At 62.2% G+C, this 25,605-nt stretch carries 24 protein-coding genes; 13 read left to right on the top strand and 11 right to left on the bottom strand.

Features of this window, described 5'->3' with window-relative positions; translation table 11 throughout:
• Positions 1-21: 21 nt before the first annotated feature.
• The 4 genes from P3C29_RS27005 to aldA all read right to left on the bottom strand — a co-directional run bounded on the left by P3C29_RS27005 (position 22) and on the right by aldA (position 5,690).
• Positions 22-1,632, bottom strand: a complete 1,611-nt coding sequence (locus P3C29_RS27005; RefSeq protein WP_275965886.1) for a GMC family oxidoreductase N-terminal domain-containing protein — start codon at positions 1,630-1,632, stop codon at positions 22-24.
• A gap of 27 nt (positions 1,633-1,659) precedes the next feature.
• Positions 1,660-2,877, bottom strand: coding sequence for a mandelate racemase/muconate lactonizing enzyme family protein (locus tag P3C29_RS27000; RefSeq protein ID WP_201124270.1), 1,218 nt, complete (start codon positions 2,875-2,877; stop codon positions 1,660-1,662).
• Position 2,878: 1 nt separating this feature from the next.
• Positions 2,879-4,189, bottom strand: a complete 1,311-nt coding sequence (locus P3C29_RS26995) for an MFS transporter (RefSeq protein ID WP_010171335.1) — start codon at positions 4,187-4,189, stop codon at positions 2,879-2,881.
• A 76-nt stretch (positions 4,190-4,265) separates the two neighbouring features.
• Positions 4,266-5,690, bottom strand: coding sequence for an aldehyde dehydrogenase (gene aldA / locus P3C29_RS26990; protein ID WP_275965885.1), 1,425 nt, complete (start codon positions 5,688-5,690; stop codon positions 4,266-4,268).
• Positions 5,691-5,897: 207 nt separating this feature from the next.
• On the opposite strand from aldA, the gene ccoN reads away from it, so the two are divergent.
• Together ccoN and P3C29_RS26980 are read left to right on the top strand one after the other, a co-directional pair.
• A complete protein-coding gene (gene ccoN, locus P3C29_RS26985; RefSeq protein ID WP_275965884.1) occupies positions 5,898-7,325 on the top strand; it encodes a cytochrome-c oxidase, cbb3-type subunit I in 1,428 nt (475 codons plus the stop codon).
• Complete coding sequence (locus P3C29_RS26980) at positions 7,325-7,546, top strand: cbb3-type cytochrome c oxidase subunit 3 (RefSeq protein WP_275965883.1); 222 nt, start codon at positions 7,325-7,327, stop codon at positions 7,544-7,546. The genes ccoN and P3C29_RS26980 overlap by 1 nt, the downstream gene beginning before the upstream one ends.
• A 105-nt stretch (positions 7,547-7,651) precedes the next feature.
• Here P3C29_RS26980 and P3C29_RS26975 read toward each other — a convergent pair whose 3' ends face one another.
• Positions 7,652-8,146 carry a hypothetical protein gene (locus P3C29_RS26975; RefSeq protein ID WP_010171343.1) on the bottom strand — a complete coding sequence of 165 codons (495 nt, stop codon included), beginning with the start codon at positions 8,144-8,146 and terminating at the stop codon, positions 7,652-7,654.
• A 126-nt stretch (positions 8,147-8,272) separates the two neighbouring features.
• Between P3C29_RS26975 and P3C29_RS26970 the strand changes: the two genes are divergently transcribed.
• Complete coding sequence (locus P3C29_RS26970; RefSeq protein ID WP_201124274.1) at positions 8,273-8,968, top strand: aspartate/glutamate racemase family protein; 696 nt, start codon at positions 8,273-8,275, stop codon at positions 8,966-8,968.
• Here the strand turns inward: P3C29_RS26970 and P3C29_RS26965 are convergent.
• Positions 8,965-9,477, bottom strand: coding sequence for a GNAT family N-acetyltransferase (locus tag P3C29_RS26965; RefSeq protein ID WP_010171348.1), 513 nt, complete (start codon positions 9,475-9,477; stop codon positions 8,965-8,967). The genes P3C29_RS26970 and P3C29_RS26965 overlap by 4 nt on opposite strands.
• 204 nt (positions 9,478-9,681) lie before the next feature.
• Here P3C29_RS26965 and P3C29_RS26960 point away from each other — a divergent pair, with 204 nt between their 5' ends.
• From P3C29_RS26960 to P3C29_RS26945, 4 genes are all read left to right on the top strand, one after another.
• A complete protein-coding gene (locus P3C29_RS26960) occupies positions 9,682-10,653 on the top strand; it encodes a helix-turn-helix transcriptional regulator (RefSeq protein WP_275965882.1) in 972 nt (323 codons plus the stop codon).
• Between the two features lie 108 nt (positions 10,654-10,761).
• A complete protein-coding gene (locus tag P3C29_RS26955; protein WP_275965881.1) occupies positions 10,762-11,637 on the top strand; it encodes a transporter in 876 nt (291 codons plus the stop codon).
• Between the two features lie 22 nt (positions 11,638-11,659).
• Positions 11,660-12,835 carry an MFS transporter gene (locus P3C29_RS26950; protein ID WP_275965880.1) on the top strand — a complete coding sequence of 392 codons (1,176 nt, stop codon included), beginning with the start codon at positions 11,660-11,662 and terminating at the stop codon, positions 12,833-12,835.
• Between the two features lie 13 nt (positions 12,836-12,848).
• Positions 12,849-13,961, top strand: coding sequence for a class II histone deacetylase (locus P3C29_RS26945; protein ID WP_275965879.1), 1,113 nt, complete (start codon positions 12,849-12,851; stop codon positions 13,959-13,961).
• Here the strand turns inward: P3C29_RS26945 and P3C29_RS26940 are convergent.
• The gene (locus P3C29_RS26940; RefSeq protein WP_275965878.1) at positions 13,958-15,100 is read right to left on the bottom strand and encodes a glycerate kinase; all 1,143 of its coding nucleotides are present in this window, start codon (positions 15,098-15,100) and stop codon (positions 13,958-13,960) included. The two genes, P3C29_RS26945 and P3C29_RS26940, sit on opposite strands and share 4 nt — an antisense overlap.
• A 91-nt stretch (positions 15,101-15,191) precedes the next feature.
• Positions 15,192-16,298 (bottom strand): sugar diacid recognition domain-containing protein, encoded by a 1,107-nt coding sequence (locus tag P3C29_RS26935; protein WP_275965877.1) that lies wholly within the window; start codon positions 16,296-16,298, stop codon positions 15,192-15,194.
• Between the two features lie 160 nt (positions 16,299-16,458).
• On the opposite strand from P3C29_RS26935, the gene P3C29_RS26930 reads away from it, so the two are divergent.
• The 3 genes from P3C29_RS26930 (at position 16,459) to P3C29_RS26920 (ending at position 19,400) form a co-directional block, all read left to right on the top strand.
• Positions 16,459-17,769 (top strand): MFS transporter, encoded by a 1,311-nt coding sequence (locus P3C29_RS26930; protein WP_275965876.1) that lies wholly within the window; start codon positions 16,459-16,461, stop codon positions 17,767-17,769.
• Positions 17,770-18,000: 231 nt separating this feature from the next.
• Complete coding sequence (locus tag P3C29_RS26925) at positions 18,001-18,345, top strand: hypothetical protein (RefSeq protein WP_275965875.1); 345 nt, start codon at positions 18,001-18,003, stop codon at positions 18,343-18,345.
• 224 nt (positions 18,346-18,569) lie between these two features.
• On the top strand, positions 18,570-19,400 hold the full coding sequence (locus P3C29_RS26920; protein WP_201124281.1) for a hypothetical protein: 831 nt from the start codon (positions 18,570-18,572) through the stop codon (positions 19,398-19,400).
• A gap of 80 nt (positions 19,401-19,480) precedes the next feature.
• Here P3C29_RS26920 and P3C29_RS26915 read toward each other — a convergent pair whose 3' ends face one another.
• Positions 19,481-20,185 carry an SDR family oxidoreductase gene (locus P3C29_RS26915; protein ID WP_275965874.1) on the bottom strand — a complete coding sequence of 235 codons (705 nt, stop codon included), beginning with the start codon at positions 20,183-20,185 and terminating at the stop codon, positions 19,481-19,483.
• 100 nt (positions 20,186-20,285) lie between these two features.
• Between P3C29_RS26915 and P3C29_RS26910 the strand changes: the two genes are divergently transcribed.
• From P3C29_RS26910 to rarD, 3 genes are all read left to right on the top strand, one after another.
• Positions 20,286-21,188, top strand: a complete 903-nt coding sequence (locus tag P3C29_RS26910; RefSeq protein ID WP_010171369.1) for a LysR family transcriptional regulator — start codon at positions 20,286-20,288, stop codon at positions 21,186-21,188.
• 76 nt (positions 21,189-21,264) lie between these two features.
• Positions 21,265-22,272, top strand: a complete 1,008-nt coding sequence (locus tag P3C29_RS26905) for an aldo/keto reductase (RefSeq protein WP_169388596.1) — start codon at positions 21,265-21,267, stop codon at positions 22,270-22,272.
• A 140-nt stretch (positions 22,273-22,412) separates the two neighbouring features.
• Positions 22,413-23,294 carry an EamA family transporter RarD gene (rarD, locus tag P3C29_RS26900; protein WP_169388597.1) on the top strand — a complete coding sequence of 294 codons (882 nt, stop codon included), beginning with the start codon at positions 22,413-22,415 and terminating at the stop codon, positions 23,292-23,294.
• Positions 23,295-23,354: 60 nt separating this feature from the next.
• Here the strand turns inward: rarD and hppD are convergent, their stop codons facing one another.
• Both hppD and P3C29_RS26890 read right to left on the bottom strand, forming a co-directional pair.
• Entirely contained in the window at positions 23,355-24,431 is a 1,077-nt protein-coding gene (gene hppD / locus P3C29_RS26895; RefSeq protein WP_275965873.1) for a 4-hydroxyphenylpyruvate dioxygenase, read from the bottom strand.
• Positions 24,432-24,679: 248 nt separating this feature from the next.
• Positions 24,680-25,603, bottom strand: coding sequence for a DMT family transporter (locus P3C29_RS26890; protein ID WP_275965872.1), 924 nt, complete (start codon positions 25,601-25,603; stop codon positions 24,680-24,682).
• Between the last annotated feature and the right edge of the window lie 2 nt (positions 25,604-25,605).

Genomic DNA, 25,605 nt, shown 5'->3' with positions numbered 1-25,605 from the left:
CTCTGCGTGGGAACGATCGGTTCAGGCATCCTGCAGGATAAGATCCGCGCCCTTCTCCGCCACCATCAACACCGCTGCATGGGTATTCCCTGACGTCACGTTCGGGAAAATCGACGCATCGACAATCCGCAACCCTTGCATCCCGTGCACCTTCAGGCGCTTGTCCACCACCGACACCAACGGGTCCGAGCCCATGGCACACGACCCGCACAGGTGATAGATCGAGCCGCTGTTCTCGCGGAAGTACTGCAGCATCTGTTCATCGGTTTCCACCTCTGCCCCCGGCAACACCTCGGCCACGGTCACGCCCTTGAGCGCCGGGGCCTGCATGATCGTGCGCATCAGCCGACTGCCCTGGATCACCTCGTCGATGTCCTTCTGGGTGCTCAGGTAGTTGGGGTCGATCAAAGCCGCATCCCGTGGGTTTTTCGAGGCGATGCGAATCGTCCCGCGGCTGGTGGGCCGGCACGGGTTGAAGCACAGCAGGAAGCCTGAATACGGCTCGGGCTTGAGGCTGGCCTTGTTGTTTTTCGGGATCTGGTACGACAGCGGGTTGAAGTACAGCTGCAGGTTGGGGTGCGCCTGTTCCGCGTTGCCACGGAAGAACCCGCCGGCCTGGTTGACGCTCATGGCCAGCGCGCCCTTGCGGGTCAGCAGGTATTTGAGGCCCAGCTTGAACTGGCCGAACAGCGAGCTGAGCTGGTCGTTCAGGGTCGGGATATTGGCCTTGTAGTAATAGCTGGCGCACAGGTGATCCTGCAGGTTCTGCCCCACCGCCGGCAGGTCCTTGACCAGCGGGATGTTGTGTTCGGCGAGCAGTTGCTTGTCCGCCACGCCCGACAGTTGCAGGATCTTTGGCGTATCCACCGCCCCCGCGCACAGGATCACCTCCTTGCGCGCGGTGAAGGTGCGGACCACGCCGTGCTGGGTCACGCTGATGCCGGTGGCCCGCTGTTGGTCGTCGAACAGCACGCGGTCTACCAGCGCATGCAGTTCCACCGTGAGGTTCGGTCGCCCCAACGCCGGGTGCAGGTGCGCAAAGCTGCTGGAGCAGCGCTCGCCGTTGCGGGTGTTGACGTCGTAGAGGCCCGCACCTTCGAAGTCCGGCCCGTTGAAGTCATCGCTCAGGCCGTAGCCCAACTGCTCGCAGCCCTTGAGGAACACATCACAGATAGCGTGGGTCTGGCCCTTCATCGGGGTGATGCTGATGGGGCCGCTGCTGCCGTGGTATTCGGTGTCGCCCAACGGGTGATTTTCCAGCTTGCGGAAGTACGGCAGCACGTCCTGGAAACCCCAGCCGTCGTTGCCATTGGCCGCCCAGTCATTGAAGTCATGGGCCTGGCCGCGCACGTAGATCATGGCGTTGATCGAGCCGGAACCGCCCTGCACTTTGCCGCGTGGGGCATAGATGGCGCGGTCGGCCAGCTGTTTTTGCGGCTGGCTGTAGTACATCCAGTTGAAGGTCGGGTTGTAGTACATCTTGGCAAAACCGACCGGGATCTTGAACCACCAGGAGCTGTCCTTGCCGCCGGCTTCCAGCAGCAACACCGAATGCTCGCCCGAGGCGGAGAGTCGGTTGGCCAGGACGCAACCTGCGGCGCCGGCACCGGCGATGATGTAGTCGTATGTCATTCACAGTTACCGCATCAGTCGTTTTTTTTAGCCCTTGGCGGGCGAAGTGTCTTTCACGTCAGCCGGCGTAGGCGCCATTTGCAGGTGCAGGCGTTCGCCGGTGTACGGCGTGTGCTTGCGCACCACGTCCATGTTCAGCTCCACCCCAAGGCCCGGCTCGGTGGACGGGATGATGTAGCCGTCCTCCCATTGCAGCGGCTTGGTCAGCACTTCGGCGTGGAAGCCGCCCCAGGTCATGATGCTTTCCTGGATCAGGAAGTTCGGCGTGCACGTGGCCAGCTGGAAACTCGCCGCTGCGCCAATCGGCCCGTTGTACAGGTGCGGGGCGATTTGCGCGTAGTAGGCCTCGGCCATGCTCGCGATTTTCTTGGCTTCCAGCAGGCCGCCGCAGCGCGCCACGTTCATTTGCAGGATCGATGCACCACCGGCCTGCAAGAGCTTGAAGAACTCGTACTTGGTGGTCAGCCGCTCGCCGGTGGCGATGGGGATGGTGGTCTTGGCCGCGACCTGGGCCATGGCCTCTTCCTGGCCCGGTGGCACGGGCTCTTCGAACCACAGCGGGTCGTACTTCTCCAGGCGCTTGGCCAGGCGGATGGCCGACGACGGCACCATCTGCCCGTGGGTGCCGAACAGCAGGTCGCACTTGTCACCCACCGCTTCGCGGATCTTACGGCAGAAGGTTTCGCAGCGCTCCAGCACTTCCAGGGAAATCTGGTGGCCGGAGTACGCGGTGTAGGGGCCTGCCGGGTCGAATTTGACTGCGGTGAAGCCCTTGTTCATGTTCTCGACGGCGCACTCGGCGGCCAGGTCCGGGTCGTCGTAGTCGTACTCGCCCTTGCTGTTGACCGGGTACAGGTAGGTGTAGGAGCGCAGGCGCTCGTTGACCTTGCCGCCCAGCAACTCATAGACCGGCTTGTTGGCGGCTTTGCCGATGATGTCCCAGCAGGCCATTTCCAGGCCGCTGACCACGCCCATCATGGTCAGGTCGGGACGCTGGGTGAACCCGCTGGAATACGCCTGGCGGAAGAAACGCTCGATGTGGTGCGGGTCGTGGTTGAGCAGGTAGCGCTCGAACACGTCCTCGATGATCGGCAGCATGGCTTTGGGGCCGAAGGTAGCGGCGTAGATCTCGCCCACGCCTTCGATGCCGCAGTCGGTTTTGAGTTTGACGAACAGCCAGTACATGCCGCCGATGTGGGGTGGCGGTACGGCGACAATATGGGTTTCAAGGGCGACGATTTTCATCTCAGGCACCTGTCTGGTTGAATTTTTTACGATTGATCCGGGCGCGCAAGGTCAGGGCCGCGAGGGTCCCGAGCACGCCGATGAAGGCGATGTAGCCGAAGTACAGGTTGTAGCCGACCTGCCCCGGGTACGTGTCGGTGAGGTAGCCATTGATCAGCGGGATAAAGGTGTCAGGCAGGTAACCCACCACCGAGACAATGCCGATGGCCAGGCCGGTGATGCGCAGCGGGATATCGCAGCTGTCGAGGATCGCCCAGTACAGGCCGCGAATCGCATAGGTCATCAGGCCGATAAAGATCACCGTGCCGATCAGCAAGCCGAGGCTGCCAATGGCCGGGAACACGATCAGGCCGACCATCGCCAGGGTCACCAGCACCAACGCGACGATGAGCACCGAGATATTCGAAAACTTGTCCCCCAGCCAGCCGCCGCCGATCCCGCCGATAGGCCGCATCCACAGCTTGATGGTGGTGATGGTGCCGGCCATCACGGCGGTCATGCCGCTGCCTTGCAGGTAGTCAGAGAAGCTGTAGGTGGCCCAGAACATGTGATAACCGCAGAACACAATGGCAGTCACCAGCCACAGCTCGGGGATTTTCACCAGGGTGGTGAGGTCGGCGATCAGGTTGAACTTGCCCTTCTCCACCGCCGCGGTTTCCGCCATGGACTTGGGGTCCTTGAGCAGCACCAGCACACAACCAATCGCGATACACACGAACGAATACAGGTACACCACGTGCTTGAAGCCTTCGGCGGCCGTCTGGCTGCGGGTTTCGGTGGCATACGCGAACAGCCCCAGGGCCACGGTGGCCAGCAAGGCTTCCACCAGGCCACGGCCGCCGTCGAGGATGCCGAAGAACCGGCCTTGCTCACTGTGATGGGCAATCATCTTCACCCGCTTGAGCACCGAGGCCCAGAAGGTCAGGCCGGTGGTCAGGCCCCAGCAGCCGAAGATAATCATCAGGCCGGTCATCGACGGCACGGTGGAGTACCAGATGCCCAGGGCACCGGTGGCCACCAGCGAAAAAAAGATCAGGAAGCGCGGCGGCAGGCGATCCGCCAACCAGCCGCTGGGCAGGTAGCTGAGGAGGAAGATCGTGCCGAGCATTGAATACAGATAACCCAGCTGGCTGTGGTTGATCTGGAACACGTCGAGCATGGTGGTCTGGTAGACCTGGCGCAGGTAGAGGATCGGGTAGATCGCCCCGGCGGCCAGCACCAGCAACATCAATTGGAAGTAGCGACTGGCTTTGTCGCTTTTGGCCGCGGACACGGCATCGAAACCCTGGGCAACGGGTGCAGGCTTGGACATCTTGTAGACCTCGGGCACCCGATGCGCGGGTGCCCCGATAATTGTTTTTATTGAGGTAAAGCCGGTGGTCGGTGACTCAGTACTTCATGACCACCAAACGGGTCTGGGTGAACTCAAGCATCCCGTGCTTGCCGTCATCGCCGCCCAGCCCTGAGCGTTTCCAGCCGGCGTGGAAGCCCTGGTAAGGGTCCGCCGGGGTGCGATTGACGTACAACTCGCCGGCCTCAATGGCATTGGCGACTTTCATGGCCGTGCGGTAGTTCTCGGTATAGAGCACCGACGACAGGCCGAACTGGTGGTCGTTGGCCATGGCCAGGGCTTCGTCGATGTCGCGGTACTTGAGCACCGGCAGTACCGGGCCGAAGATTTCTTCCTGGATGATTTCCATGGCCTGGCGGCAGCCACTGAGCAGGGTCGGCGGGTAGAAATGGCCCGGACCTTCGGGGAGTACGCCGCCTGTTTCCAGTACAGCACCGTCGGCGACGGCGCGCTCGACCATGGCGTGAATATTCTGCCGGGAGCTGGCGTTGACCAGCGGGCCCATCAGGCCGGCGTCCGTGGCGCGATCGCCAAATTTTACGGCGCTGATCTTGGCCTTGAGCAGGGCCAGGAATCGGTCGTAGACGCTTTCCTGCACGTACACGCGCTCGACCGCCGTGCACAACTGGCCGCAGTGAGTGGTCTTGGAGGCGATGATGTCGCTGGCGGCCTTTTCCAGGTCGGCGTCGGCCTCGATGATTGCCGGGGTCTTGCCGCCGAGTTCCAGGGACGGCTTGGCGATGTTGGCCTTGCAGTAATCCAGCACGATGCGCCCGGCGTTGACGCTGCCTGTCAGCGTGATCAAGCCCACGGCCTTGTGGGTGCACAGGGCGGCGGCGGTGGCGTGGTCCATGGTCAGGATGTTGATCACGCCGGCCGGCATGCCCGACTGCTCAACCGCGCGGGCGATTTCGAAGGCGGACAACGGGGTGTTATTGCTCGGGCGCACCACCACGGTGTTGCCGGCAATCAGCGCCGGTGCGATTTTGCGCAACAGGGTGTAGACCGGGTAGTTGAACGGGATCAGGCACGCCACGACGCCAATCGGCTCGCGTTGCAGGAACAGGTTTTCGTCCGGGGTGTCGCTGGGGATGATTTCGCCTTCAATGCGGCGAGCCCATTCGGCGTGGTAACGGGTGATTTGTGCGGCGTAGCGGGCTTCGTTGCTGGCGTCGTCGAGGCTTTTGCCGGACTCACTGGCCAGCGCCTTGCCTATGCTTTCAGCGCAGGTTTCGAGGGCGTCGGCGAAAGCCCGCAGGTGTTCGGCGCGCTGGATGCTGGTGAGCTTGCCCCAGGTTTTCTGTGCGGTTGCGGCGGCGTCGACGGCGGCAATGGCCTCGTCGGGGGTGGCGGCGGACACCTGGCCCACTTGAGCCTCGGTCGCAGGGTTATAGACCGCGATCCGTGCGGTGGTGGCAGGTTCGGCAAACTGGCCGTTGAAAAAGTTGCGCTCGATTTGCATGTGGTTTTTGCCCAATCGTTGTTGTTTTGCGAGTGACTTGCAGTTTTGTCATTGGGCGGGGGTTGGACAAATGATTTATTGACGGGGGTAACGTGCGAAAAATGCAGGTTAGTGGCTGATCCGTATTAATGACCCGGGTCTGAGTCTGTATTGTTCCGCCCATCCTTCCTACAGTGCCGCCCACTTGGAACCGTGGGAGGACTAAGCATGCAACCACCATCAACCGCACAGGCCTACAACTACAAGGTCGTGCGTCAATTCGTCATTGCAACCATCGTTTGGGGCGTGGTCGGCATGGCCATGGGCGTGTGGATCGCCTCGCAACTGGTCTGGCCCGAGATGAACCTCGACCTGCCCTGGACCACCTTCGGGCGCCTGCGCCCGCTGCACACCAGCCTTGTGATCTTCGGCTTTGCCGGCAGCGCGCAATTCGCCGCCAGCTACTACGCAGTACAGCGCACCTGCCAGGTACGGCTGTACTCGGACAAGCTCGCAGCCTTCACATTCTGGGGCTGGCAATCGGTGATCGTGATCATGTTGGTCAGCCTGCCGCTGGGCTACACCACCACCAAGGAATACGCCGAGATCGAGTTCAGCGGCGCCGTGTGGATGACCGTGGTGTGGGTCGCCTATGCGATCGTGTTTTTCACCACTGTGGTGCAGCGCAAGACCCAGCACATCTACGTCGGCAACTGGTTCTTTGGTGCGTTTATCGTGGTGATCGCCATGCTGCACGTGGTCAATCACCTGTCGATCCCGGTGGACTGGTTCAAATCCTACCCGGTGTATTCCGGTGCCACCGACGCCATGGTGCAGTGGTGGTACGGGCACAACGCCGTGGGTTTCTTCCTGACCACGGGCTTTCTGGGGATGATGTACTACTTCGTGCCCAAGCAAGTCGGGCGGCCGGTGTATTCCTATCGCCTGTCCATCGTGCACTTTTGGGCGTTGATCACCCTGTATATCTGGGCCGGCCCGCATCACTTGCACTACACCGCGCTGCCGGACTGGGCACAGTCGCTGGGCATGGCGATGTCGCTGATCCTGCTGGCGCCCAGCTGGGGCGGGATGATCAACGGCATGATGACGCTCTCGGGGGCCTGGCATAAATTGCGCACCGACCCGATCCTGCGCTTTCTGGTGCTGTCGCTGGCGTTCTACGGCATGTCGACGTTTGAAGGGCCGATGATGGCGATCAAGACCGTCAACGCCCTCTCCCACTACACCGACTGGACCATCGGCCACGTCCACGCCGGCGCGCTGGGCTGGGTGGCGATGATCACGTTTGGCTCGCTGTACCACATGATCCCGAAGGTCTTCGGGCGCACGCAGATGCACAGCGTGGGGCTGATCAATATGCACTTCTGGCTGGCGACCATTGGCACGGTGCTGTACATCGCCTCGATGTGGGTCAACGGCATCACCCAGGGCCTGATGTGGCGGGCGGTGAACGATGACGGCACCCTCACCTATTCCTTTGTGGAAGCCTTGCAGGCCAGCCATCCGGGGTTTGTGGTGCGCTTTGTCGGCGGGGTGTTTTTCCTCAGCGGCATGTTGCTGATGGCGTACAACACCTGGCGCACGGTGCGGGTGGCGGACTTGAAGGTGGCGCAGCTTGACGCGCAGATCGCCTGATGTGGGAGATCGTGCTGAACCTGGCGGCGGTGATCGGCCTGTATGGTGCGGTGGAGCATTGCTTGCGGGGTGAGTCGAGGGAGAGCCTGGATGAGGCCAGCCTGATGCCGTTCGCCGACGACCCGGAAGTGGCACGGCGGGTGGAGTTGGCCACGGGCAAGCGGGTCAACGCGGTGGCGCCTGAAGAGGCAAAGCCGGGTTGGGGCAATGTCGATATCTGAGAAAGGAATGCACCACCTGTAGGAGCTGGCTTGCCGGCGATGGCATCACCTCGGTTTAGCGGACAGACCGAGTTGCCTGCATCGCCGGCAAGCCAGCTCCTGCAATCATCCGCGTTCGCGGGGAATCAGGCTCTGCAACTGCAAGGCCAGGAAGTTGGCATCGAAGCCGAAGGTGTCCGGGTCTTTCAGGCCGTTGGTTTTCTTCCACAACCAGTCGTTTTTCCCCGGCAGCAGCACCAGGGAAATGCTGCCGTAGCGGGCGGCGGTCAAGCCCATCACCGACAGCGAAATCAGGCCGCCGGCGCCCATTACATCCGGCACGAACTCCACGGGTTTGCCGGCAATATGGATGGTCAGTTTCTCGGTTTTAAAGGTGGAGGTCTCCACCGGTACGCTCGGGCCGGAAGCCACATACGCTTCGCGCTGCACTTCCAGCAAACCGACGGTTTTCACCGGCTCCAGCCACTGCTCGATCTGGCCGAACAGCTCGCCGATCTTCTGCGCCCAATGGGCCGACTGCACGTCGAACTGCTGCTTCTTGTGGGCTTCGCTGTCGGCGTAATGACGAAGCATCTCGCCCAGTTGTTGTACATCGTCCATTGCCGTGTTCCTTGGGTGACCCAGGTTGCGAGCCTTGATCATGGCAGATGCGGCACACCGGCGTATGACTAAAGCACCGCGCTTGGGTAATGTGGTGCCCTCGCCCGTCCATTTCAGGAGCATCGAATGCGCACCATCGGCCTTATCGGCGGCATGAGCTGGGAGTCCAGCGCCGAGTATTACCGCATCATCAACCAGAGCGTGCGCGACCAACTCGGGCCGCTGCGCTCGGCGCAACTGTTGATGTACAGCGTCGACTTCGGCCCGGTGGAGCAGGCCCAGCATGCAGGCCGCTGGGATGACGCAGCGCTGATCCTCGAAGACGCCGCCCGTCGCCTGCAAGCCGGTGGCGCCGAATGCATCGTGCTGTGTACCAACACCATGCATCTGGTGGCACCGCGTATTGAAGCAGCGGTGTCCATACCGTTTCTGCATATTGCAGACGCGGCCGGCGCGGCGGCGGTAGAGGCCGGCACCCTCACCGTCGGCCTGCTGGGCACCGCGTTTACCATGGAACAGGAATTTCTCAAGTCACGCCTGGCGGCCCAGGGGCTGACCGTGCTGGTGCCGGACGCAGAAGAGCGCCAGGCCGTGCACCGGATCATCTATGAGGAGTTGTGTGTCGGGGTGATCAGCGACGCATCGCGCGAGGTGTACCAACGGGTGATCGGGTCCCTGGCGGCACGCGGCGCCCAGGCCATCATCCTCGGTTGCACGGAAATCAGCCTGTTGATCAAACCGCAGCACAGCGACCTGCCACTGCTGGACACCACCGAGCTGCATGCGCAGGCTGCGGTGGCGTTTGCGTTGCAGGACGACTAGGCAGGCTTGCGGATGCGCGCCATGGTCAGGGTGTCGACGAATACGCCGTCACGCACGGCGTAATCCCGCAGCCGGCCTTCGGTCTCGAAGCCGAACTTGTGGTACAGGCGGTGGGCGGCTTCGTTGTCGGCGTACACCGTCAGTTCCACCCGGTGCAGGTTCATCCAGTTGTCCGCCACCTCCAGCGCGGCGCCCAGCAACCGGGAGCCCACGCCCTTGCCCTGCCAGGCGGTGGCCACGCCCATGCCGAACGAACCGACATGGCTTTGGCGCACCCGCAAGTACTGTTCAAGGCCGAGCTGGCCGATCACCTCGCCGGCATGCAGCGCCACCAGCTGTAGCCGCCGCTCGTTGTCCTGCACCAGGCGTTTGCGCCAGGCCTCAACCGACTGGAAAGGCATTTGCAGCACCTGACGGCAGACAGCCGGATCGTTGTAGAGCGCAGTGACGCCTTCAAGATGGGCCTCGGTGAAGCGCGTGATAACGATTTTGGGTTCAGGTGTGTGCATGGTGTTTCGTCCTGTGAAAAACACGTGGCCGACCAGTGTAGGCGGCACAGCGGCTTTTTGGCGAGCACAAATCCAGCCGCACATCGTGCATCTGTAGGATAGCGATCGCCCCTCGCAGCGCCGATACTTCACCCAGGCCCTGCCCCGTTTCGGCCTTCAAACCCTGTGACTAAAACAATAAAAAAGTCCCACAGAGGAACGCCCATGAGCCGCCTTGATCTTCCTGGCCTGTTACAGGCTTTCAGCACCCTGACGCTTGATCTGCAACGCCTGGCCCAACACCAGGACATTGAACAGTTTCATGGCCATGCCCTGACGCGCATCAGCCAGTTGCTGCCTTTCGACAGCGCCTGGTGGGGCCGTGCGGCGATCATTGATGGCCTGCCGGAGGAACACAGCAGCTACCTGCATCACCTGCCCGCCACGTACCTGGCGGACTGGCAATCGATCCGCCATGTGGACGTGACGGTCGGGCTGGTGCACGAAGCGCTCGGCCAGGCGGTGATTGTCGACATGCTCGACCCCGCCAACGGCCCGGGCCAAAACTGGTTGGGGCAGCGCTATGGCATTGGCGAGTTGTTGTGCGTGATTCACGTCGACCCGCAAACCCGCCTCAGCGATCACTTGAGCCTGTACCGCAAGCCCGGCGCGCCCCGCTACAACCAGGACGACTGCCAACTGCTGAACAACCTGATGCTGCACCTGGTGGCGTCGGTTTCGGCGAATCAGATCCGAACCCTGGTGGCCATGCGCGAAACCCTCACCAGCCCGCGCAACCTGGCCCTGGCGGTATGCGACCAGCGTGGGGTGTTGCAGTGTGCCGAACGCGGGTTTGTCGACCTGTTGCTCAGTGAGTGGCCGCAGTGGAGCGGTCCCGCCCTGCCGCTGCCGTTGGATGAACGCGGGCATGAGGGCAAGCACATCCACATCGAGGCCTCGGCCGTGGGTGACCAGTTTCTGTTGGCGGCGCGCATCAACCGCGCGCTGCCCCAACTGAGCCCGCGGGAAAACGACGTGGCCCAGGGCTTTGGCGAAGGCAAGACCTACAAGGAAGTCGCCCGCGACCTGGGCTTGTCGCCGAACACCGTGCGTCATCACATCCGCGCCATCTACAGCAAGCTTGGGGTCAAGGACAAGGCGCGCATCGCGCACTTGCTGCACGCCCCGCCCGACTGATCTCAGCCCTTTATCCATTGCTTTTTTGCGCTGTCGTTTTGACGGCCACGGGCGCCCTTTGCCCATTTTCCGCTGCCATCCATAACAGTCCATAAGAGATGCCTTGCGATGAATCACCCTACCTTGCGTCACCTGGCCATGCTGCTGGGCGGTACCCTGCTGAGCCTCGACAGCCAGGCTGCCGACCTCAACGCCCGGGATTTTTTCGGCGCGCCGTCCGGCACCAGCCTCGGCGTGCTGTACTTGCCCGCCTCACGCTACGATGATTTCCACGGCCCGGCCGACACCACGGGCAAGGCCGACTTGAAGGTCAACGCCGTGGCGTACCGCCAGGTGTTTTTCACTGACGTCTGCGGCACGCTGTGCACCCCGCAATTTATCCTGCCCTTCGCCGACATCAACGCACGCTTGCCCGGCGCCAGCCAGCACACCGGCGAGAGCGGCTTTGGTGATCCGCAGGTCGGCGGCACGCTGTTTTTCATCAACGACCCGGCCTCGCGCACTTACAGCGGGCTGTTGAGCCTGATCACCGTGCCGGTGGGCGAGTACCACAGCAAAAACCCCGACGTGTCCCCCGGCGCCAATCGCTGGGGCGCGACCTTCGTTTACAACTACACCCAGGGCATGGGCGAGAAATGGGTGCTGGAAGCCAACCTCGAAGCCCAGCTGTACGGCACCAATGACGACTATTTCGGCAGCGACCTCAAGCAAGACCCCCTGTACCGCCTGCAAGCCTTCGCCTCCTACGACTTCAGCCCCGCCACCTACGGCGCACTGCGCCTGATCCATGCCGATGGCGGCGCCCTGCGCATCAACGACCAGCGCATCGACGACACCCATAAACGCTACACCCAGGTGGGTTTCGAGGTGGGTCACTGGCTCGACCGGCAGAACCAGCTGATGTTCAGCCTTTCGCAAAACGTCGCGGCGTCCAACGGCTACGCGGGCACCGACGCCCTGCTGCGGCTGGTCCATGTGTTCTGAATCACTTTCCCGGAGCTTGCCCATGAACACTCAGACCCACGCTGCAACCGCCGGCTATTCGGCGCGTTCCTGGCCCTTGCTGGCGGCGATCATCCTGTTCGCCGCCATCACCCCGACCATCCTGATGACCGCACCGGCGGTGGCCGCGCAACTGGCCAGCCAATGGCAACTGAGCCCGTCACACATCGGCGACCTGTTCTCCACCGAGCTGGGGGCGATGAGCCTGGCCACCTTGCCTGCGTTCTGGTGGCTCAAGCGGGTGGACTGGCGCCTGGCAGCGCTGGTGGCCGCCATTGCGTTCATTGCCGCCAACCTGCTGTCGATGCTCGCCGACACCTACGCCACCTTGCTTGCCTTGCGCTTTATGAGTGCCCTGGCGGGCGGGTCGCTGATGATCATCTGCCTGGCCAGCGCGGCCGCCACCGCCAACCCCAGCCGGATCTACGGCTTGTGGGTGATGGGGCAACTGGTGGTCGGCGCCGTCGGCCTCGGGGTGTTGCCCGGGTTGTTTGCGCGCTATGGGCTCGGCGCCTGCTACTTGATTCTTGCGGGGTTGATGACGCTGCTGCTGCCCCTGGCCCGCTGCTTTCCATCCGGCAGCCCGCCGCGCCAGCCAACCGACGCCGCGCCATTGCCGGGCTCCCGGGTTAAGGCTGCGCTGGGCATCGCCGGGATACTGACTTTCTATATCAGCCTCGGCGGCGTCTGGACCTTTATCGGCGCCATCGGCAGCAGCGCGGGGATCTCCGCACAACACAGCGGTGAAGTGCTGGCCCTGGCCACGGTGATGGGAATCGTCGGCGCCGGGTGTGCCTCAGTCATCGGTACGCGGCTGCCGCGCCTGCTGCTGTTGCTGGCCGGCTACGCCCTGATGGCGGGTGCCGTGCTGTTGCTGAGCGGCACGCCGATGCTGATGCGCTTTGCCCTGGCGGCGCTGCTGTTCAAGTTCACCTGGACCTTCATCCTGCCGCTGATTCTCGCCTGCCTGGCTGACCTCGACCGCAGCGGCAAGCTGATGAACACCTCCAACCTGGTGATCGGCGCCGGCCTGGCCATCGGGCCGGCGATTGCCGGGCGGCTGATCGAGGCCAGCGGCGGGTTTACCTCGCTACTGGTGGGCGGCGCCGCCATCACCTTGTTGTCCCTGGCGCTGATGCTCGGCAGCCGCACCCCGCCTGACGCTGTTTTAACCCGCTGAACTGGAGACTCTGATGAACCGATCCACTGCGTTTTTCTTTGATGAACTAAGCCTCTGGCACAGCGCCGGCCCCCACGCCCTGACCTTGCCGGTGGGCGGCTGGGTGCAGCCGCCTGCCGGCACCGGGCATGCCGAGTCACCGGAGACCAAGCGGCGTTTGAAAAGCCTGCTGGACGTGTCCGGGCTGAGCCGTCACCTGCAACAGCACAGTGCCGCCCCGGCCACGGAGGAGGATTTGCGGCGAGTACACGGCGCCGACTACCTGCAACGCTTCAAGGCTCTGAGCGATGCCGGCGGCGGCGAGCTGGGGCCCCAGGCGCCGATTGGCCCGGGCAGCTACGAGATCGCCAAACTCTCCGCCGGGTTGAGCATCGCTGCGGTGGACGCGGTGCTGAGCGGGCACGTCGGGAATGCCTACTCGCTGTCGCGGCCACCGGGGCATCATTGCCTGGCAGACGGCGCCATGGGCTTTTGCTTCCTGGCCAATATCGCCATCGCCATCGAGGCGGCCAAGGCGCGCCGTGGGCTGGGCAAGGTCGCGGTGATCGACTGGGATGTGCACCATGGCAACGGTACCCAGTCCATCTTCGAAGCACGCGGCGATGTATTGACGATCTCCCTGCACCAGGACGGTTGCTATCCGCCGGGTTACAGCGGTGAACAGGATCGTGGCCACGGCGCGGGCCTGGGTGCGAATATCAATATCCCGTTGCCACCCGGCAGCGGCCACGCGGCGTACCTGCATGCGATGGAACGCATCGTGGTGCCGGCCCTGGAGCGGTTCGAGCCCGAACTGATCATCGTCGCCTGCGGTTACGACGCCAACGCCGTCGACCCGCTGGCGCGGATGCTGCTGCACAGCGAGTCGTTCCGCCTGATGACCCGCACGGTGCGTGAGGCTGCCGAGCGGCTGTGCCAGGGCCGCCTGGTACTGGTGCATGAAGGCGGCTACAGCGAGGCCTACGTGCCGTTTTGCGGGCTGGCGGCGCTGGAGGAATTGGCCGGCGTGCGCACGGCGGTGGAAGACCCGATGCTGGAGTTTGTCCAGCTGCAGCAGCCCAAGGAAGCGCTGCTGGGCTTTCAGCGCCAGTGGGTCGACCAACTGGCGCAGGGCTTTGAGGCTTAAACCGCCGAGGCCGCCAGGCGCCAGACCCGGGCGATGTCCGAGGCGCGTTCGCGCAACAGGCGCGGCGCCTCGCTGCAGGCCTGCTCCAGGGTAGTCGGGCCGGACGGCAAGGCGAACGCGGCATCCACACCGTGGGCGTACATCTGCTCATAACCCTCACCCAACGTGCCGGCGATCACGATCACCGGCACGTTGTGCTGTTTGGCAATCCGCGCCACGCCAAACGGGGTTTTGCCCCGCAGGGTCTGGGCGTCGAAACGGCCTTCGCCGGTGATCACCAGGTCGGCGCCGCGCACGGCGTATTCAAGTCCCACCAGTTCAGCGACGACTTCAACCCCGGCACGAAATTGCGCGCCCAGGAACGCCTTGGCGGCGAACCCCAAGCCACCGGCGGCGCCGCTGCCGGGCTCTTCACGCACGTCTTTCGGCAAGACTTTCGCGCAGTGATCGGCGAAATGGCCGAGGGCGGCGTCCAACTGCTCGACTTGTTGGGGATTGGCACCTTTTTGCGGGCCGAAAATCGCGGAGGCACCGTGGGAGCCGCACAGCGGGTTATTCACGTCGGCAGCGATTTCGAAGCTCACCTCGGCCAGGCGTGGGTCCAGTTGTTCCAGGCTGATGCGCGACAGCTTGGCCAGTGACAGTCCGCCCAAGGGCAATGCGGCACCTTCGGCATCAAACAATTGCACACCGAGGGCCAGCATCGCGCCGGCGCCGCCGTCGTTGGTGGCGCTACCGCCAATCGCCAGGATGATGCGCCGGGCGCCGGCATCCAGTGCCGCGCGGATCAGTTCGCCAGTGCCAAAGGTGCTGCTGGAACAGGCATCCCGCTTACCCGGCGGCACCAACTGCAAGCCGCTGGCCTCGGCCATTTCGATGATTGCAGTGTGGCTTTCGGCCAACCAGCCCCAATGCGCATCAATGCGGGCGCCCAACGGCCCTTGCACGTTGGTGCTACGCAGCTCGCCCTGGCAGGCGGCGAGTACCGACTCCACCGTGCCCTCACCACCGTCCGCCATCGGGCACTTGATCAGCTCGGCGTCGGGCCACACCGTGGCCAACCCCTCGGCAATGGCATTCGCCACGCCTTCGGCACTCAGGCTGTCCTTGAACGAGTCGGGGGCGATGATGATTTTCATGGGCTTTCTCCGGTTTTTATAACGCCCATGCTGCCAGTTGGCTCAGGCAATAACGCCGGTCCATTGCACAAGAGTGGCTGGGGTTTGTTGTTCATTTCGACAAAGCCTGGGGCAAGAGCTGCACGCCGAGGTACAACGCGAGCATGCCGTCGAGGGTCAGCGGGTCAACGCCGCTCAGCTCGGCAATGCGCTCCATGCGGTAGCGCAGGCTGTTGCGGTGGATGCCCAGCGCATCGGCGCAGGCCTGGCTTTGCCCGTCGTGGTCGCACCAACTGCGCAGGGTCGCCAGCAACTGGCCGTTGCCGTCCTTGGCCAGCACCTTGCGCAGCGGGTTGAGGAGTTCGTCGAGGGCATCGTCGTTGCGGTGGCGCCAGAGCATCACCGGCAGTCGGTAACGGGTCAGGGTCAGCAAACGTGATTCGGGCAACACATCGCGGCCATAGGCGAGCAGATCGCCGACACGCCGGTAACAACGGCGCAGCCCGGCCAGGCCGTCCGCTTGCCCGCCAACGGCAACCCGCAGGATGTTCCAGCCCAGGCCTTCGAGCTTTTCCAGCAGGCGCGGGTTGTCGACTTGCACTGACGCCGGCCGGCACCACAACAGGGAAAACTGCGCGGAGCTGACGCACCAGCTGTCGGGGTAGCGCGAGGTCAGCCAGGCGCTCAAGGCCTCGGCCGACTGGCCGCTACCCAGTTCAAACAGGTACGGCGTGCGCGCCAATTGCGGCTTGAGGCCCAGTTGCTGCGCTTCGTCCACCAGGCGCGGCGAATCGCCGGTCTCGGCCAGCAGCAGCGCCAACAGATCATCGCAACGCTGGCGGCGCCATTGCTGCTCGGCTTGCTGGTGGCGCTGGCTCACCAGCATTTCGGCGGTCATGCGCACCAGCTGGGCATAGGTACGCAGCACTTCCGGCTCGCCGGTAATGCCCAGTACGCCGATCAGGCGCTGATCGTGCAACAACGGCAGGTTGATCCCGGGCTGCACGCCCTTGAGGTGCTTGGCAGTCTGGCTGTCGATTTCCACCACGCGCACGTTCGCCAGCACCAGTTGCGCGCCTTCGTGGCGGGTGTTGATACGCTCCGGTTCGCCACTGCCCAGAATCAGGCCCTGGCTGTCCATGACGTTGACGTTGTAGGGCAGGATCGCCATGGTGCGATTGACGATATCCTGCGCCAGGTCATGATCCAGCTCGAACATGGGGCTAAATTCCTGAAAAAACGGGTTGTTCATAGGCACAGCGCAAACCATGCCTGACTGTGCGCGAGCACAAAGACATCACCCCTTGAGGTGGCCGAGACTCATTGGGCGATCAACGTTACCCTCGCATCGCGAAAAATCATAATAAAGAGAGACTGCCATGTCACAGAGCGCCGCTGTCACCCAGGCCACCGATGACGATAAAAACGCCGTATACAAGCGCATTACCCTGCGCCTGATCCCCTTCATTTTCATCTGCTACCTGTTCAACTACCTCGACCGCGTCAACGTCGGCTTTGCCAAGTTGCAGATGCTCGACGACCTGAAATTCAGCGAGACCGTGTACGGCCTCGGTGCCGGGATCTTTTTTATCGGCTACGTGCTGTGCGGCGTACCGAGCAACCTGGCGTTGACCCGGTTTGGTCCACGGCGCTGGATTGCGCTGATGATGATCGTCTGGGGTACCCTGTCCACCTGCCTGCTGTTCGTCACCACTCCCACCCATTTCTACGGCTTGCGCCTGTTGACCGGCGCCGCTGAAGCCGGTTTCTTCCCGGGTGTGGTGCTGTACCTCTCGCAGTGGTTCCCGACCTTCCGCCGTGGGCGGATCATGGCGCTGTTCATGTCGGCGATCCCGGTGTCCGGCTTGCTCGGCAGCCCGTTCTCCGGCTGGATCCTCAACCACTTCGCCGCAGGCCAGGGCGGGCTGGCAGGCTGGCAGTGGATGTTCCTGCTGCAAGGCATCCCGACGGTGATCCTCGGCGCCCTCGCCTACTTCCTGCTCAGCGACAGCTTTGCCAACGCCAAATGGCTCACGGCCCATGAACGCGCAGTACTCGAAGCCGACCAGGCGACCGACCTGGCCAACAAGCCGAAAACCACCAGCGACTCGCTGCTGGAAGTGTTCAAGAACCCGGCCATCTGGGCGTTCGGCCTGATCTACTTCTGCATCCAGAGCGGCGTGTACGCCATCAACTTCTGGCTGCCGTCGATCATCAAGAACATGGGTTTCAGCGATAACCTGGTGATTGGCTGGTTGAGTGCAATCCCGTATTTGCTGGCGGCGGTGTTCATGCTGCTGGTGGGCCGCTCTGCCGACTTGCGCAAGGAGCGTCGCTGGCACTTGGTGGTGCCGATGCTGATGGGCGCGATCGGGTTGGTGATTGCGGTCAACTTTGCAACCACGCCGGCGATTGCGATCCTCGGCCTGACCATCGCCACCATGGGCGCCCTCACCGGTCTGCCGATGTTCTGGCCGGTACCGACCGCCATGCTCAGCGCAGGCGCTGCGGCGGGTGGCTTGGCACTGATCAACTCCATGGGCCAGATGGCCGGGTTCCTCAGCCCGTATATCGTCGGGTTTGTGAAGGATGCCACCGGATCTACCGACATGGCGCTGTACTTGTTGGCGGCGGTGATTGTGGCGGGCAGTGTGCTGGCGTTGCGGATGACGCGGACACTCAACGCCTGACATCAGGGTACACCGACGCTGTCGACATCCATGGCGGCGCCGGTGTTTTTATATTCAGAACACCGCCGGACACCCGTATTCACTTCAACGCCAGAGCCAGGTAACAAACAGGCTACAAACCTTACCTAACCTTTACTCTGGCGCCGCGTAATCCCCTCAAAAAGCACTGTCTGAAACGTATGCCCGGGAATATGATTAAAACCGGTTCGATGCATAAGTAGAGGACTTGTCATGATCAGTCGACTCTCAAAAGTGAAAGTAGCCCTCGTGCTGATTGCCACCCTCGCCATCGCGGGGCAGGCAGAAGCCCGTGGCGGGTACGGCTATGGATGGGGTCACGGTGGCTACCGTGGTGGTTGGGGCTGGGGGGGCCCGGCGTTGCTGGGGGCCGTGGTCGGCGGGCTCGTCGTAGGCTCGGTCGTCGCCAACTCCCAGCCGCCGGTCTACGTGCAACAGCCGGTTTACGTCCAGCCGCAGCCGGTGTACATCCAGCAACCTCCGCCGGTGTACTACCAGGCGCCGCCGCCTCCAGGCTACTACTACCCGCCACAACCGGTTCCGGCGCCGCGGTACTAATTCTGCAGGTTCGTATACGACCTCGGGCGTTTCGTATGACGCGCTCTTTGCAGAATTATCAGCTCTATCCAGATGCCCTCTCAGGGAGGGCATCTTGCCAACCTGTCAGTTGGCTATATAAAAACCCCGTTTAACACCTGTCAACTTTGACAGTATCTCGCCTCCTTGGCATTCATTAGGATCGAGTCATCAGATTTCCAATCTGACAGACGAGGACAATCACAATGAATCGGCCCACTCCCTCCCCTGTTATCCCCTTTGCGAAGGGCTCCTTTACTGCCGAGATCAGGGGCTATTTTGCACATGAATTTGATGGCCAGGTTTTTGAGCTGCACCAAGAGCCCTATGCCTGGACCCTCACCGCACGCCAGGTCATCGAGCACCCTTATCAATCGTATACATTCACAATTATATTGCCGCTGGACCTTCCCCAGGATGGGAGCAAACACACCTATCGCTTTGGCGCCTCCGGCGCGGGCGCGATTCTGTTTTCTCAAGGCATTAATTTTCAGGCGACGGAAGGCGAAATAACCGTTTCCCTGAAGAACAACAGGATGAATGCGACTTTCAACTTTTTCGCAACCACCACCCAAAACGGGCAGACCTATACCGTCAACGTTTCCAGGGGCGTTTTTGACGTACATAACGGAACTGGCGAATTTCTCGTGGCGCTGAGCGGCGCGTCCCCTCCCTTTGCTGAATTTCGCGCGAAAGACGTCACTATTGTTTATGAAGATCCTGTAGTTATCCCACCCTACTACCAGGTCATAGGCAGGGAGTTCATCGACTGGCCGCCCGATCAGCACTTCTTTACGGTCTACGTAGAGCAAGGCGTTGCTCCGGGAGAATATAGCCTCGGCGACAATGACGCGAAGGTAAGAGTCATCATCGGCCAGCGCGCAGGCATCGGCATTTACAACGCGTACAGCGGCAAAATCAGCCTGGAATCTTTGCCGGAAACGGGTCATGCCAAAGGCGATTTCAAAGCACAATTCAGGACCGCAGACGATCGCGAGTTTTACGCAGAAGGCACGTTCGATGTCGTTGACCGATAAAGCATGTTGAGCACCCTTGCGGGAGAAAAACACCCAGCCTCAGACGGCTGGGTGCAATAACGCTGGCGACTTTTTTCGACTTACAACAAGCCGCCACCATCCACATCAATCACGCTACCCGTGATAAACCCGTTCTCCATCGCCAGCACATACCCGGCAGCCACTTCTTCGGCCTGCCCCACTCGCCCTACCGGCAACGCCCCGCCGGCCTTGGCAAACATCGCCAGCCGCTGTTCCTCGGACAACCCGGCATACGCATCGGTGTCGATCACCCCCGGGCTGATCACGTTGACCCGACGTGGCGCCAGCTCCTTGGCCAACTGCTTGCCCAGCGCTTCAGTCGCCGCATTGATCCCGGTCTTGATGAACTGCCCCGCCACCGCTCGACGACCCAGTTGGCCCGAGGTCAGGGTGATGCTGCCGTGCTCGCCGAGAAATGGCAGCGCCGCCTGGATCGCCCGCAGCGAACCCCAGAGCTTCACGTTGTAGTTGTCTTGCGCCAGGTTCAGGTCAGTCTCGATCAACGTCTTGGCCTGCACCGCAGGGCCGGCGGTATAGACCAGATGGTCAAAACGCCCCACTGTTTCAAACAGGCGCTGCAACGAGGCGACGTGGGTCACATCCACCTGCTCGCTGCGCACACCGTTCTCCACGGTTGAAGACAAGCGCCGTCCGGCCAGCACCACGTGGGCCCCGCGTGCCACAGCCTGTTTGGCCACGGCTGCACCAATGCCGCTGCTGCCACCGATGACGATGACGGTTTTGCCGTTGAGGGGAGAAGTCATGGAGAAATACCTGGTTGGGAAAATGAGGTTTCATCTTCCCAGCTTGGCAATCGTTGAAAAATCCCGGTAAAACGACAAGATCTTTAAAGGATTTTTACAGATGAGTTCGATCCTCGACCTTGAAGTCTTCGTGCGTACGGCCGATACGGGCAGCCTGTCCGCTGCGGCTCGTAGCCTCAGCCTGACTCCGGCCGCAGCCAGTATCGCCCTCAAGCGCCTGGAAACCCGACTGGGCATCCGGCTGCTGGCGCGCTCCACCCGCAGCATGCGGCTGACCGAAGAAGGCCGGCGCTACCTCGACAGCGTGCGCGTGGCCCTGGAGGCGTTGTCGGAAGGTGAACAGGCGATCAAGCAGCAAGGCCAGAGCTTGAGTGGCTTGCTGCAATTGGCGGCACCCTCGGATTTCGGGCGCAATGTGCTGCTGGGCTGGCTGGACGAGTTCAAGCTCGAACACCCGAACGTGCGCCTTCAGTTGCTGCTCAACGACAGCAATGCCGACCTGTTCCGCGAGACCGTCGACATTGCCCTGCGCTTTGGCGTGCCACGGGATTCCAGCCTGGTGGCACTGCCGGTGGTGCCCGATCACCAGCGCGTGGCGTGTGCCAGTCCTGAGTATCTGGCACGCCATGGCACACCGCGCACGCCCCAGGACTTGGCGCAACACAGCACCCTGCGCTACATGCGCCAGGGCCGTGCGAACAACACCTGGTACTTTCGCCAGGGCGCCCTGCTCCAGGAAGTCGAGGTGACAGGCGACTACCTGAGCGATGACGGCGAGATTGTGCGGCGCTGGGCGCTGGCCGGCCATGGCATCGCCTACAAAGCGCGGCTGGATGTGGCCCGCGATATCAAGGCCGGGCGCCTGGTGCCGCTGCTCACCGATTGGCAAGGCGAGCCGACGCCGTTCAATTTGATGTGCCCGCACCGGCTGCAAGTGTCGGAACGGGTCAAGGTCCTGCACCGCTTCCTGCAACAGCGCTGCGCCGAACTATTACCGCAATAACCGTCGCAGGGCTTGTTCCAGAGCCTTGCTCTCTGGTATTGGGTAAGTACTGTCTCCCCCTTTTGAGGTGTTCACGATGATTTACCGCACACTGGGCCAGTCCGGGTTGAAAGTCAGCGCGCTGACCCTGGGCAGCATGATGTTTGGCGAGCAGACCAACACTGAGGATTCGCTGCGCATCATCGACAAGGCCTGGGACCAAGGCATCAATTTTATCGACACCGCCGACGTCTACACCGGCGGGCGCTCCGAGGAAATCGTCGGTGAAGCCATCGCTCGCCAGCGCCAGGATTGGGTGCTGGCCTCCAAGGTGGGCATCGGCCCGGTGGATGGCCTGCCAAACCGCAGCGGCTTGAACCGCAAACGGATCTTCAATGCGCTCGAAGCCAGCCTGACGCGCCTCGACACCGATTACCTGGACATCTACTACCTGCACCGTGAAGACCACAACACGCCGCTGGAGGTGACGGTTTCGGCCATCGGCGACTTGATCCGCGAGGGCAAGATCCGCCATTGGGGCCTGTCCAACTACCGCGGCTGGCGCATCGCTGAAGTGATCCGCGTGGCCGAGCGCCTGGGGGTGGACAAGCCGATCATCAGCCAGCCGCTGTACAACATCGTCAACCGCCAGGCCGAGGTGGAGCAGATCACCGCCGCTGCCGCGTATGGCCTCGGTGTGGTGCCTTACAGCCCGCTGGCCCGTGGCGTGCTCAGTGGCAAATATGCGCCGGACGTGACACCTGAAGCCGGCAGCCGCGCCGGGCGCCAGGACAAGCGCATCCTGGAAACCGAATGGCGCGTCGAGTCCCTGCGCATTGCCCAGCAGATCCAGCAATACACCCAGGGCCGCGGCGTAGGGATTGTCGAGTTCGCGATTGCCTGGGTGCTGAATAACTCGGCGGTCAGCTCGGCGATTGTCGGGCCGCGCACCGAGGCGCAGTGGGACGCCTACACCGGCGCGCTGGAGGTGAAGATCACGGCGGAGGATGAGGCGTTTATTGATTCGCTGGTGACACCGGGGCATGCCTCGACGCCGGGATTCAATGATGTGAGCCATTTCGTGTCGGGTCGGATTGCACGATAGCCGAGCGGCCTACACCTGCCCTGTGGTGAGGGGGCTTGTCCCCTCACCACAAAACAGCGCAAACATCTCGCCGCAAAAGCACTATATTCCCTCCCTGAAATCTCCCCTCTTTTGTAGCCATCGGTTTTCGCGAGGACAGCGTGTCTAAAGGTGTTGTGTTATCGGTATTGGCCTCGGTGTTGTTTGCCGTGATGTATTACTTCACGTCGCTGCTCACGCCCTTGAGCGGCCTGGAGATCTTCGGCTGGCGGATGCTGCTGACAGTGCCCTGCATGACTGTGTTCATGATCGTCAGCGGCGAGTGGCGCCGCGCCTGGGAGTTGGTTCGGCTGGCCGCAGCCAAACCCGGTTTGATCGGCGGGCTGGTGTTGTCTTCGGCCTTGCTGGGGGTGCAGTTGTGGCTGTTCATGTGGGCGCCGCTCAACGGTCGCAGCCTGGATGTATCGCTGGGGTATTTCCTGCTGCCGTTGACCATGGTGCTCACCGGGCGCCTGGTGTATGGCGAACAGCTGTCACGCCTGCAAAAGGTCGCGGTGTTTTTTGCAGCCTGCGGCGTGCTTAACGAGTTGTACCAGGTAGGCGGTTTCTCCTGGGCCACGCTGGTGGTGATCATCGGTTACCCGATCTACTTCATCGTGCGCAAACGCCTGAAGACCGACCACCTTGGCGGGCTGTGGCTCGATATGGCGCTGATGTTGCCGGTGGCGTTGTGGTTCGTCCAAAGCGGCGAACAGGGCTTTGCGGTGCTCGATGCCCACAAGGGGTTGTACGCCTTGATCCCGATGCTGGGCGTGATCAGTGCATCGGCACTCGTGTGTTACATCGTCGCCAGCCGCTTGTTGGCCTTCAGCCTGTTCGGGCTGCTCAGCTATGTGGAGCCGGTGCTGTTGCTCGGGGTGGCGTTGCTGCTGGGAGAAAGCATCAAGGCCGGAGAGTGGCTGACCTATATACCCATCTGGCTGGCGGTGATGGTGCTGGTGTACGAAGGTTTCAAACACCTGGTTCGCCAGCGCAAAGCCTGATTGCAGGCAAAAAAAAGCCCGGTCGCGGATATCCACGACCGGGCTTTTTTACATCAACCATCAGTCAGCGGTGAGCACACCGCGACGTACCTGGTCGCGCTCGATGGATTCGAACAGTGCCTTGAAGTTACCTTCGCCGAAACCGTCATCACCTTTACGCTGGATGAACTCGAAGAACACCGGCCCCATCAGGGTTTCCGAGAAGATCTGCAGCAGCAGGCGCTTGTCGCCCGCCACCGACGAGCCGTCCAGCAGGATGCCCCGCGCTTGCAGTTGGTCCACCGGCTCACCGTGGTTCGGCAGGCGGCCTTCGAGCATTTCGTAGTAGGTGTCTGGCGGCGCGGTCATGAAGCGCATGCCGATCTTCTTCAGCTCGTCCCAGGTCTTGACCAGGTCGTCGGTGAGGAACGCCACGTGCTGAATGCCCTCGCCATTGAACTGCATCAGGAACTCTTCGATCTGGCCGGCGCCTTTGGACGATTCTTCGTTCAGCGGGATACGGATCATGCCGTCCGGGGCGCTCATGGCCTTGGAGGTCAGGCCGGTGTACTCGCCTTTGATGTCGAAGTAACGCGCCTCACGGAAGTTGAACAGCTTCTCGTAGAAGTTCGCCCAGTAGACCATGCGCCCGCGGTACACGTTGTGGGTCAGGTGGTCGATGACTTTCAGGCCGGCACCCACCGGGTTGCGCTCGACGCCTTCGAGGTACACGAAGTCGATGTCATAGATCGAGCTGCCTTCGCCGAAGCGGTCGATCAGGTACAGCGGCGCGCCGCCGATACCCTTGATCGCCGGCAGGTTCAGTTCCATCGGGCCGGTTTCGATATGGATAGGCTGGGCGCCCAGTTCCAGGGCCCGGTTATAGGCCTGTTGCGAGTCCTTGACGCGAAACGCCATGCCGCACACCGACGGGCCGTGCTCGGCCGCAAAGTAGGAGGCGATGCTGTTGGGTTCGTTGTTGAGGATCAGGTTGATCTCGCCCTGGCGGTACAGGTGCACGTTCTTGGAACGGTGAGTCGCCACTTTGGTGAAGCCCATGATCTCGAAGATCGGCTCCAGGGTGCCCGGGGTTGGCGATGCGAATTCGATGAACTCAAAGCCCATCAGGCCCATTGGGTTTTCGTACAGGTCTGTCATTTTCGGTGCCTCATCATTCTTTTCATTAACGGATGTCGTTAGTTGCCAGCAAGGATGAGGTGGGCAGGCGGCGCACAGGAGATACCCCGCACGCTGCGGGCGAGGAAGTCACCAAAGATGAGGGCGGACCCGAGTAGCTTCATGATTACATCAGTCTCTTACGGGCGAGGCTTGCGTTAGCGCAAGTCCTTATTCTTGTATGCGTAAATCGATTCTACACAGCGTAAACAGATTTGTCCGTACTCTTATCAAATCCCCATTGCCCGGGCGCGCGCAAGGGGTTTGTTGCACAGGTAGATGCCCAGCAGGATCACGACCCCGCCCATCAGCATCGGTGCGGTCAGTTGCTCACCGAGCAGCAAAGCGCCGCAGATGACCGCCGTCAGCGGATTGAGAGCGATGAAAACGCCCGCGCGGGTGGCGCCGATACGGCGCAGGCCATCGTAATAGCCGATATAGGCCAGCGCCGAGCCCAGTACACCGAGGTACAACAAACTCGTCAGTTGGGGCAGATCGATGGCGCCCAGCGCGGCCACCGTCAACCGGCCCGTCGCCAGCGTGGTGATCGTCAGCATCAGCGTGCCCAACAGGATCGACCAGGTCACGGTTTGCAGCGGGCCCAGGCTCTGGTTGAGGTTGCGGGAAAACAGCGAATACACGCCCCACCCCACCACACAGCCAAAAATCAGCAGGTCACCGATCCAGGCGTTCGCGGCGCCCTGCAATAGCTGCGGGTTGCGACTGACGATCACCAGCCCTGCACCGCCCAGGCACAGCGCGATACCCAGCAGTTTGAGCGGCCCCAGGCGCTCCTTGAACAACACCCACGAAGCCAGGCTAATCACCGCCGGGTTCAGCGCCACGATCAGCGATGCACGGGACGCGTTGATGTACTGCAGGCCGAAGAAAAAGCACAGGTTGTAGAAAAAGATCCCGAAAAAGCCGAGGACGGTCAGTTGCGCAAGCTGTGCGTTGGTCGGGCGCACCAGTCGAATTCGCGCCGCGCCCAGGAAGACCAGCAACGCCAGGCTGGCCAGCACAAAACGCACGGTCGCCGCCAGCAGCGGGTCCAGGCCAGCGGCCAGATAACGCCCGGCAACGAAGGTGCCCCCCCAGATCATGGTCACGGCCGCCAGTTTCAGATACGTGAGACGGTCGGAGGTCGGTGTCATCG

It is taken from the genome of Pseudomonas sp. 1912-s (assembly GCF_029269205.1).
GTDB lineage: Bacteria > Pseudomonadota > Gammaproteobacteria > Pseudomonadales > Pseudomonadaceae > Aquipseudomonas.
Note: the sequence above shows the minus strand (reverse complement) of the source record. Positions and strands in the feature narration are given on the sequence as shown.

Coding starts and splice junctions, on each gene's coding strand:
- P3C29_RS26995 (WP_010171335.1), bottom strand. CDS start 4,189: ATGTCCAAGCCTGCACCCGTTGCCCAGGGTTTCGATGCCGTGTCCGCG.
- P3C29_RS26975 (WP_010171343.1), bottom strand. CDS start 8,146: ATGGACGATGTACAACAACTGGGCGAGATGCTTCGTCATTACGCCGAC.
- P3C29_RS27005 (WP_275965886.1), bottom strand. CDS start 1,632: ATGACATACGACTACATCATCGCCGGTGCCGGCGCCGCAGGTTGCGTC.
- P3C29_RS26945 (WP_275965879.1), top strand. CDS start 12,849: ATGAACCGATCCACTGCGTTTTTCTTTGATGAACTAAGCCTCTGGCAC.
- P3C29_RS26955 (WP_275965881.1), top strand. CDS start 10,762: ATGAATCACCCTACCTTGCGTCACCTGGCCATGCTGCTGGGCGGTACC.
- P3C29_RS26970 (WP_201124274.1), top strand. CDS start 8,273: ATGCGCACCATCGGCCTTATCGGCGGCATGAGCTGGGAGTCCAGCGCC.
- P3C29_RS26980 (WP_275965883.1), top strand. CDS start 7,325: ATGTGGGAGATCGTGCTGAACCTGGCGGCGGTGATCGGCCTGTATGGT.
- P3C29_RS26905 (WP_169388596.1), top strand. CDS start 21,265: ATGATTTACCGCACACTGGGCCAGTCCGGGTTGAAAGTCAGCGCGCTG.
- P3C29_RS26965 (WP_010171348.1), bottom strand. CDS start 9,477: ATGCACACACCTGAACCCAAAATCGTTATCACGCGCTTCACCGAGGCC.
- P3C29_RS26925 (WP_275965875.1), top strand. CDS start 18,001: ATGATCAGTCGACTCTCAAAAGTGAAAGTAGCCCTCGTGCTGATTGCC.
- P3C29_RS27000 (WP_201124270.1), bottom strand. CDS start 2,877: ATGAAAATCGTCGCCCTTGAAACCCATATTGTCGCCGTACCGCCACCC.
- ccoN (WP_275965884.1), top strand. CDS start 5,898: ATGCAACCACCATCAACCGCACAGGCCTACAACTACAAGGTCGTGCGT.
- P3C29_RS26960 (WP_275965882.1), top strand. CDS start 9,682: ATGAGCCGCCTTGATCTTCCTGGCCTGTTACAGGCTTTCAGCACCCTG.
- P3C29_RS26930 (WP_275965876.1), top strand. CDS start 16,459: ATGTCACAGAGCGCCGCTGTCACCCAGGCCACCGATGACGATAAAAAC.
- P3C29_RS26890 (WP_275965872.1), bottom strand. CDS start 25,603: ATGACACCGACCTCCGACCGTCTCACGTATCTGAAACTGGCGGCCGTG.
- P3C29_RS26915 (WP_275965874.1), bottom strand. CDS start 20,185: ATGACTTCTCCCCTCAACGGCAAAACCGTCATCGTCATCGGTGGCAGC.
- P3C29_RS26940 (WP_275965878.1), bottom strand. CDS start 15,100: ATGAAAATCATCATCGCCCCCGACTCGTTCAAGGACAGCCTGAGTGCC.
- P3C29_RS26920 (WP_201124281.1), top strand. CDS start 18,570: ATGAATCGGCCCACTCCCTCCCCTGTTATCCCCTTTGCGAAGGGCTCC.
- hppD (WP_275965873.1), bottom strand. CDS start 24,431: ATGACAGACCTGTACGAAAACCCAATGGGCCTGATGGGCTTTGAGTTC.
- P3C29_RS26910 (WP_010171369.1), top strand. CDS start 20,286: ATGAGTTCGATCCTCGACCTTGAAGTCTTCGTGCGTACGGCCGATACG.
- aldA (WP_275965885.1), bottom strand. CDS start 5,690: ATGCAAATCGAGCGCAACTTTTTCAACGGCCAGTTTGCCGAACCTGCC.
- P3C29_RS26935 (WP_275965877.1), bottom strand. CDS start 16,298: ATGTTCGAGCTGGATCATGACCTGGCGCAGGATATCGTCAATCGCACC.
- P3C29_RS26950 (WP_275965880.1), top strand. CDS start 11,660: ATGAACACTCAGACCCACGCTGCAACCGCCGGCTATTCGGCGCGTTCC.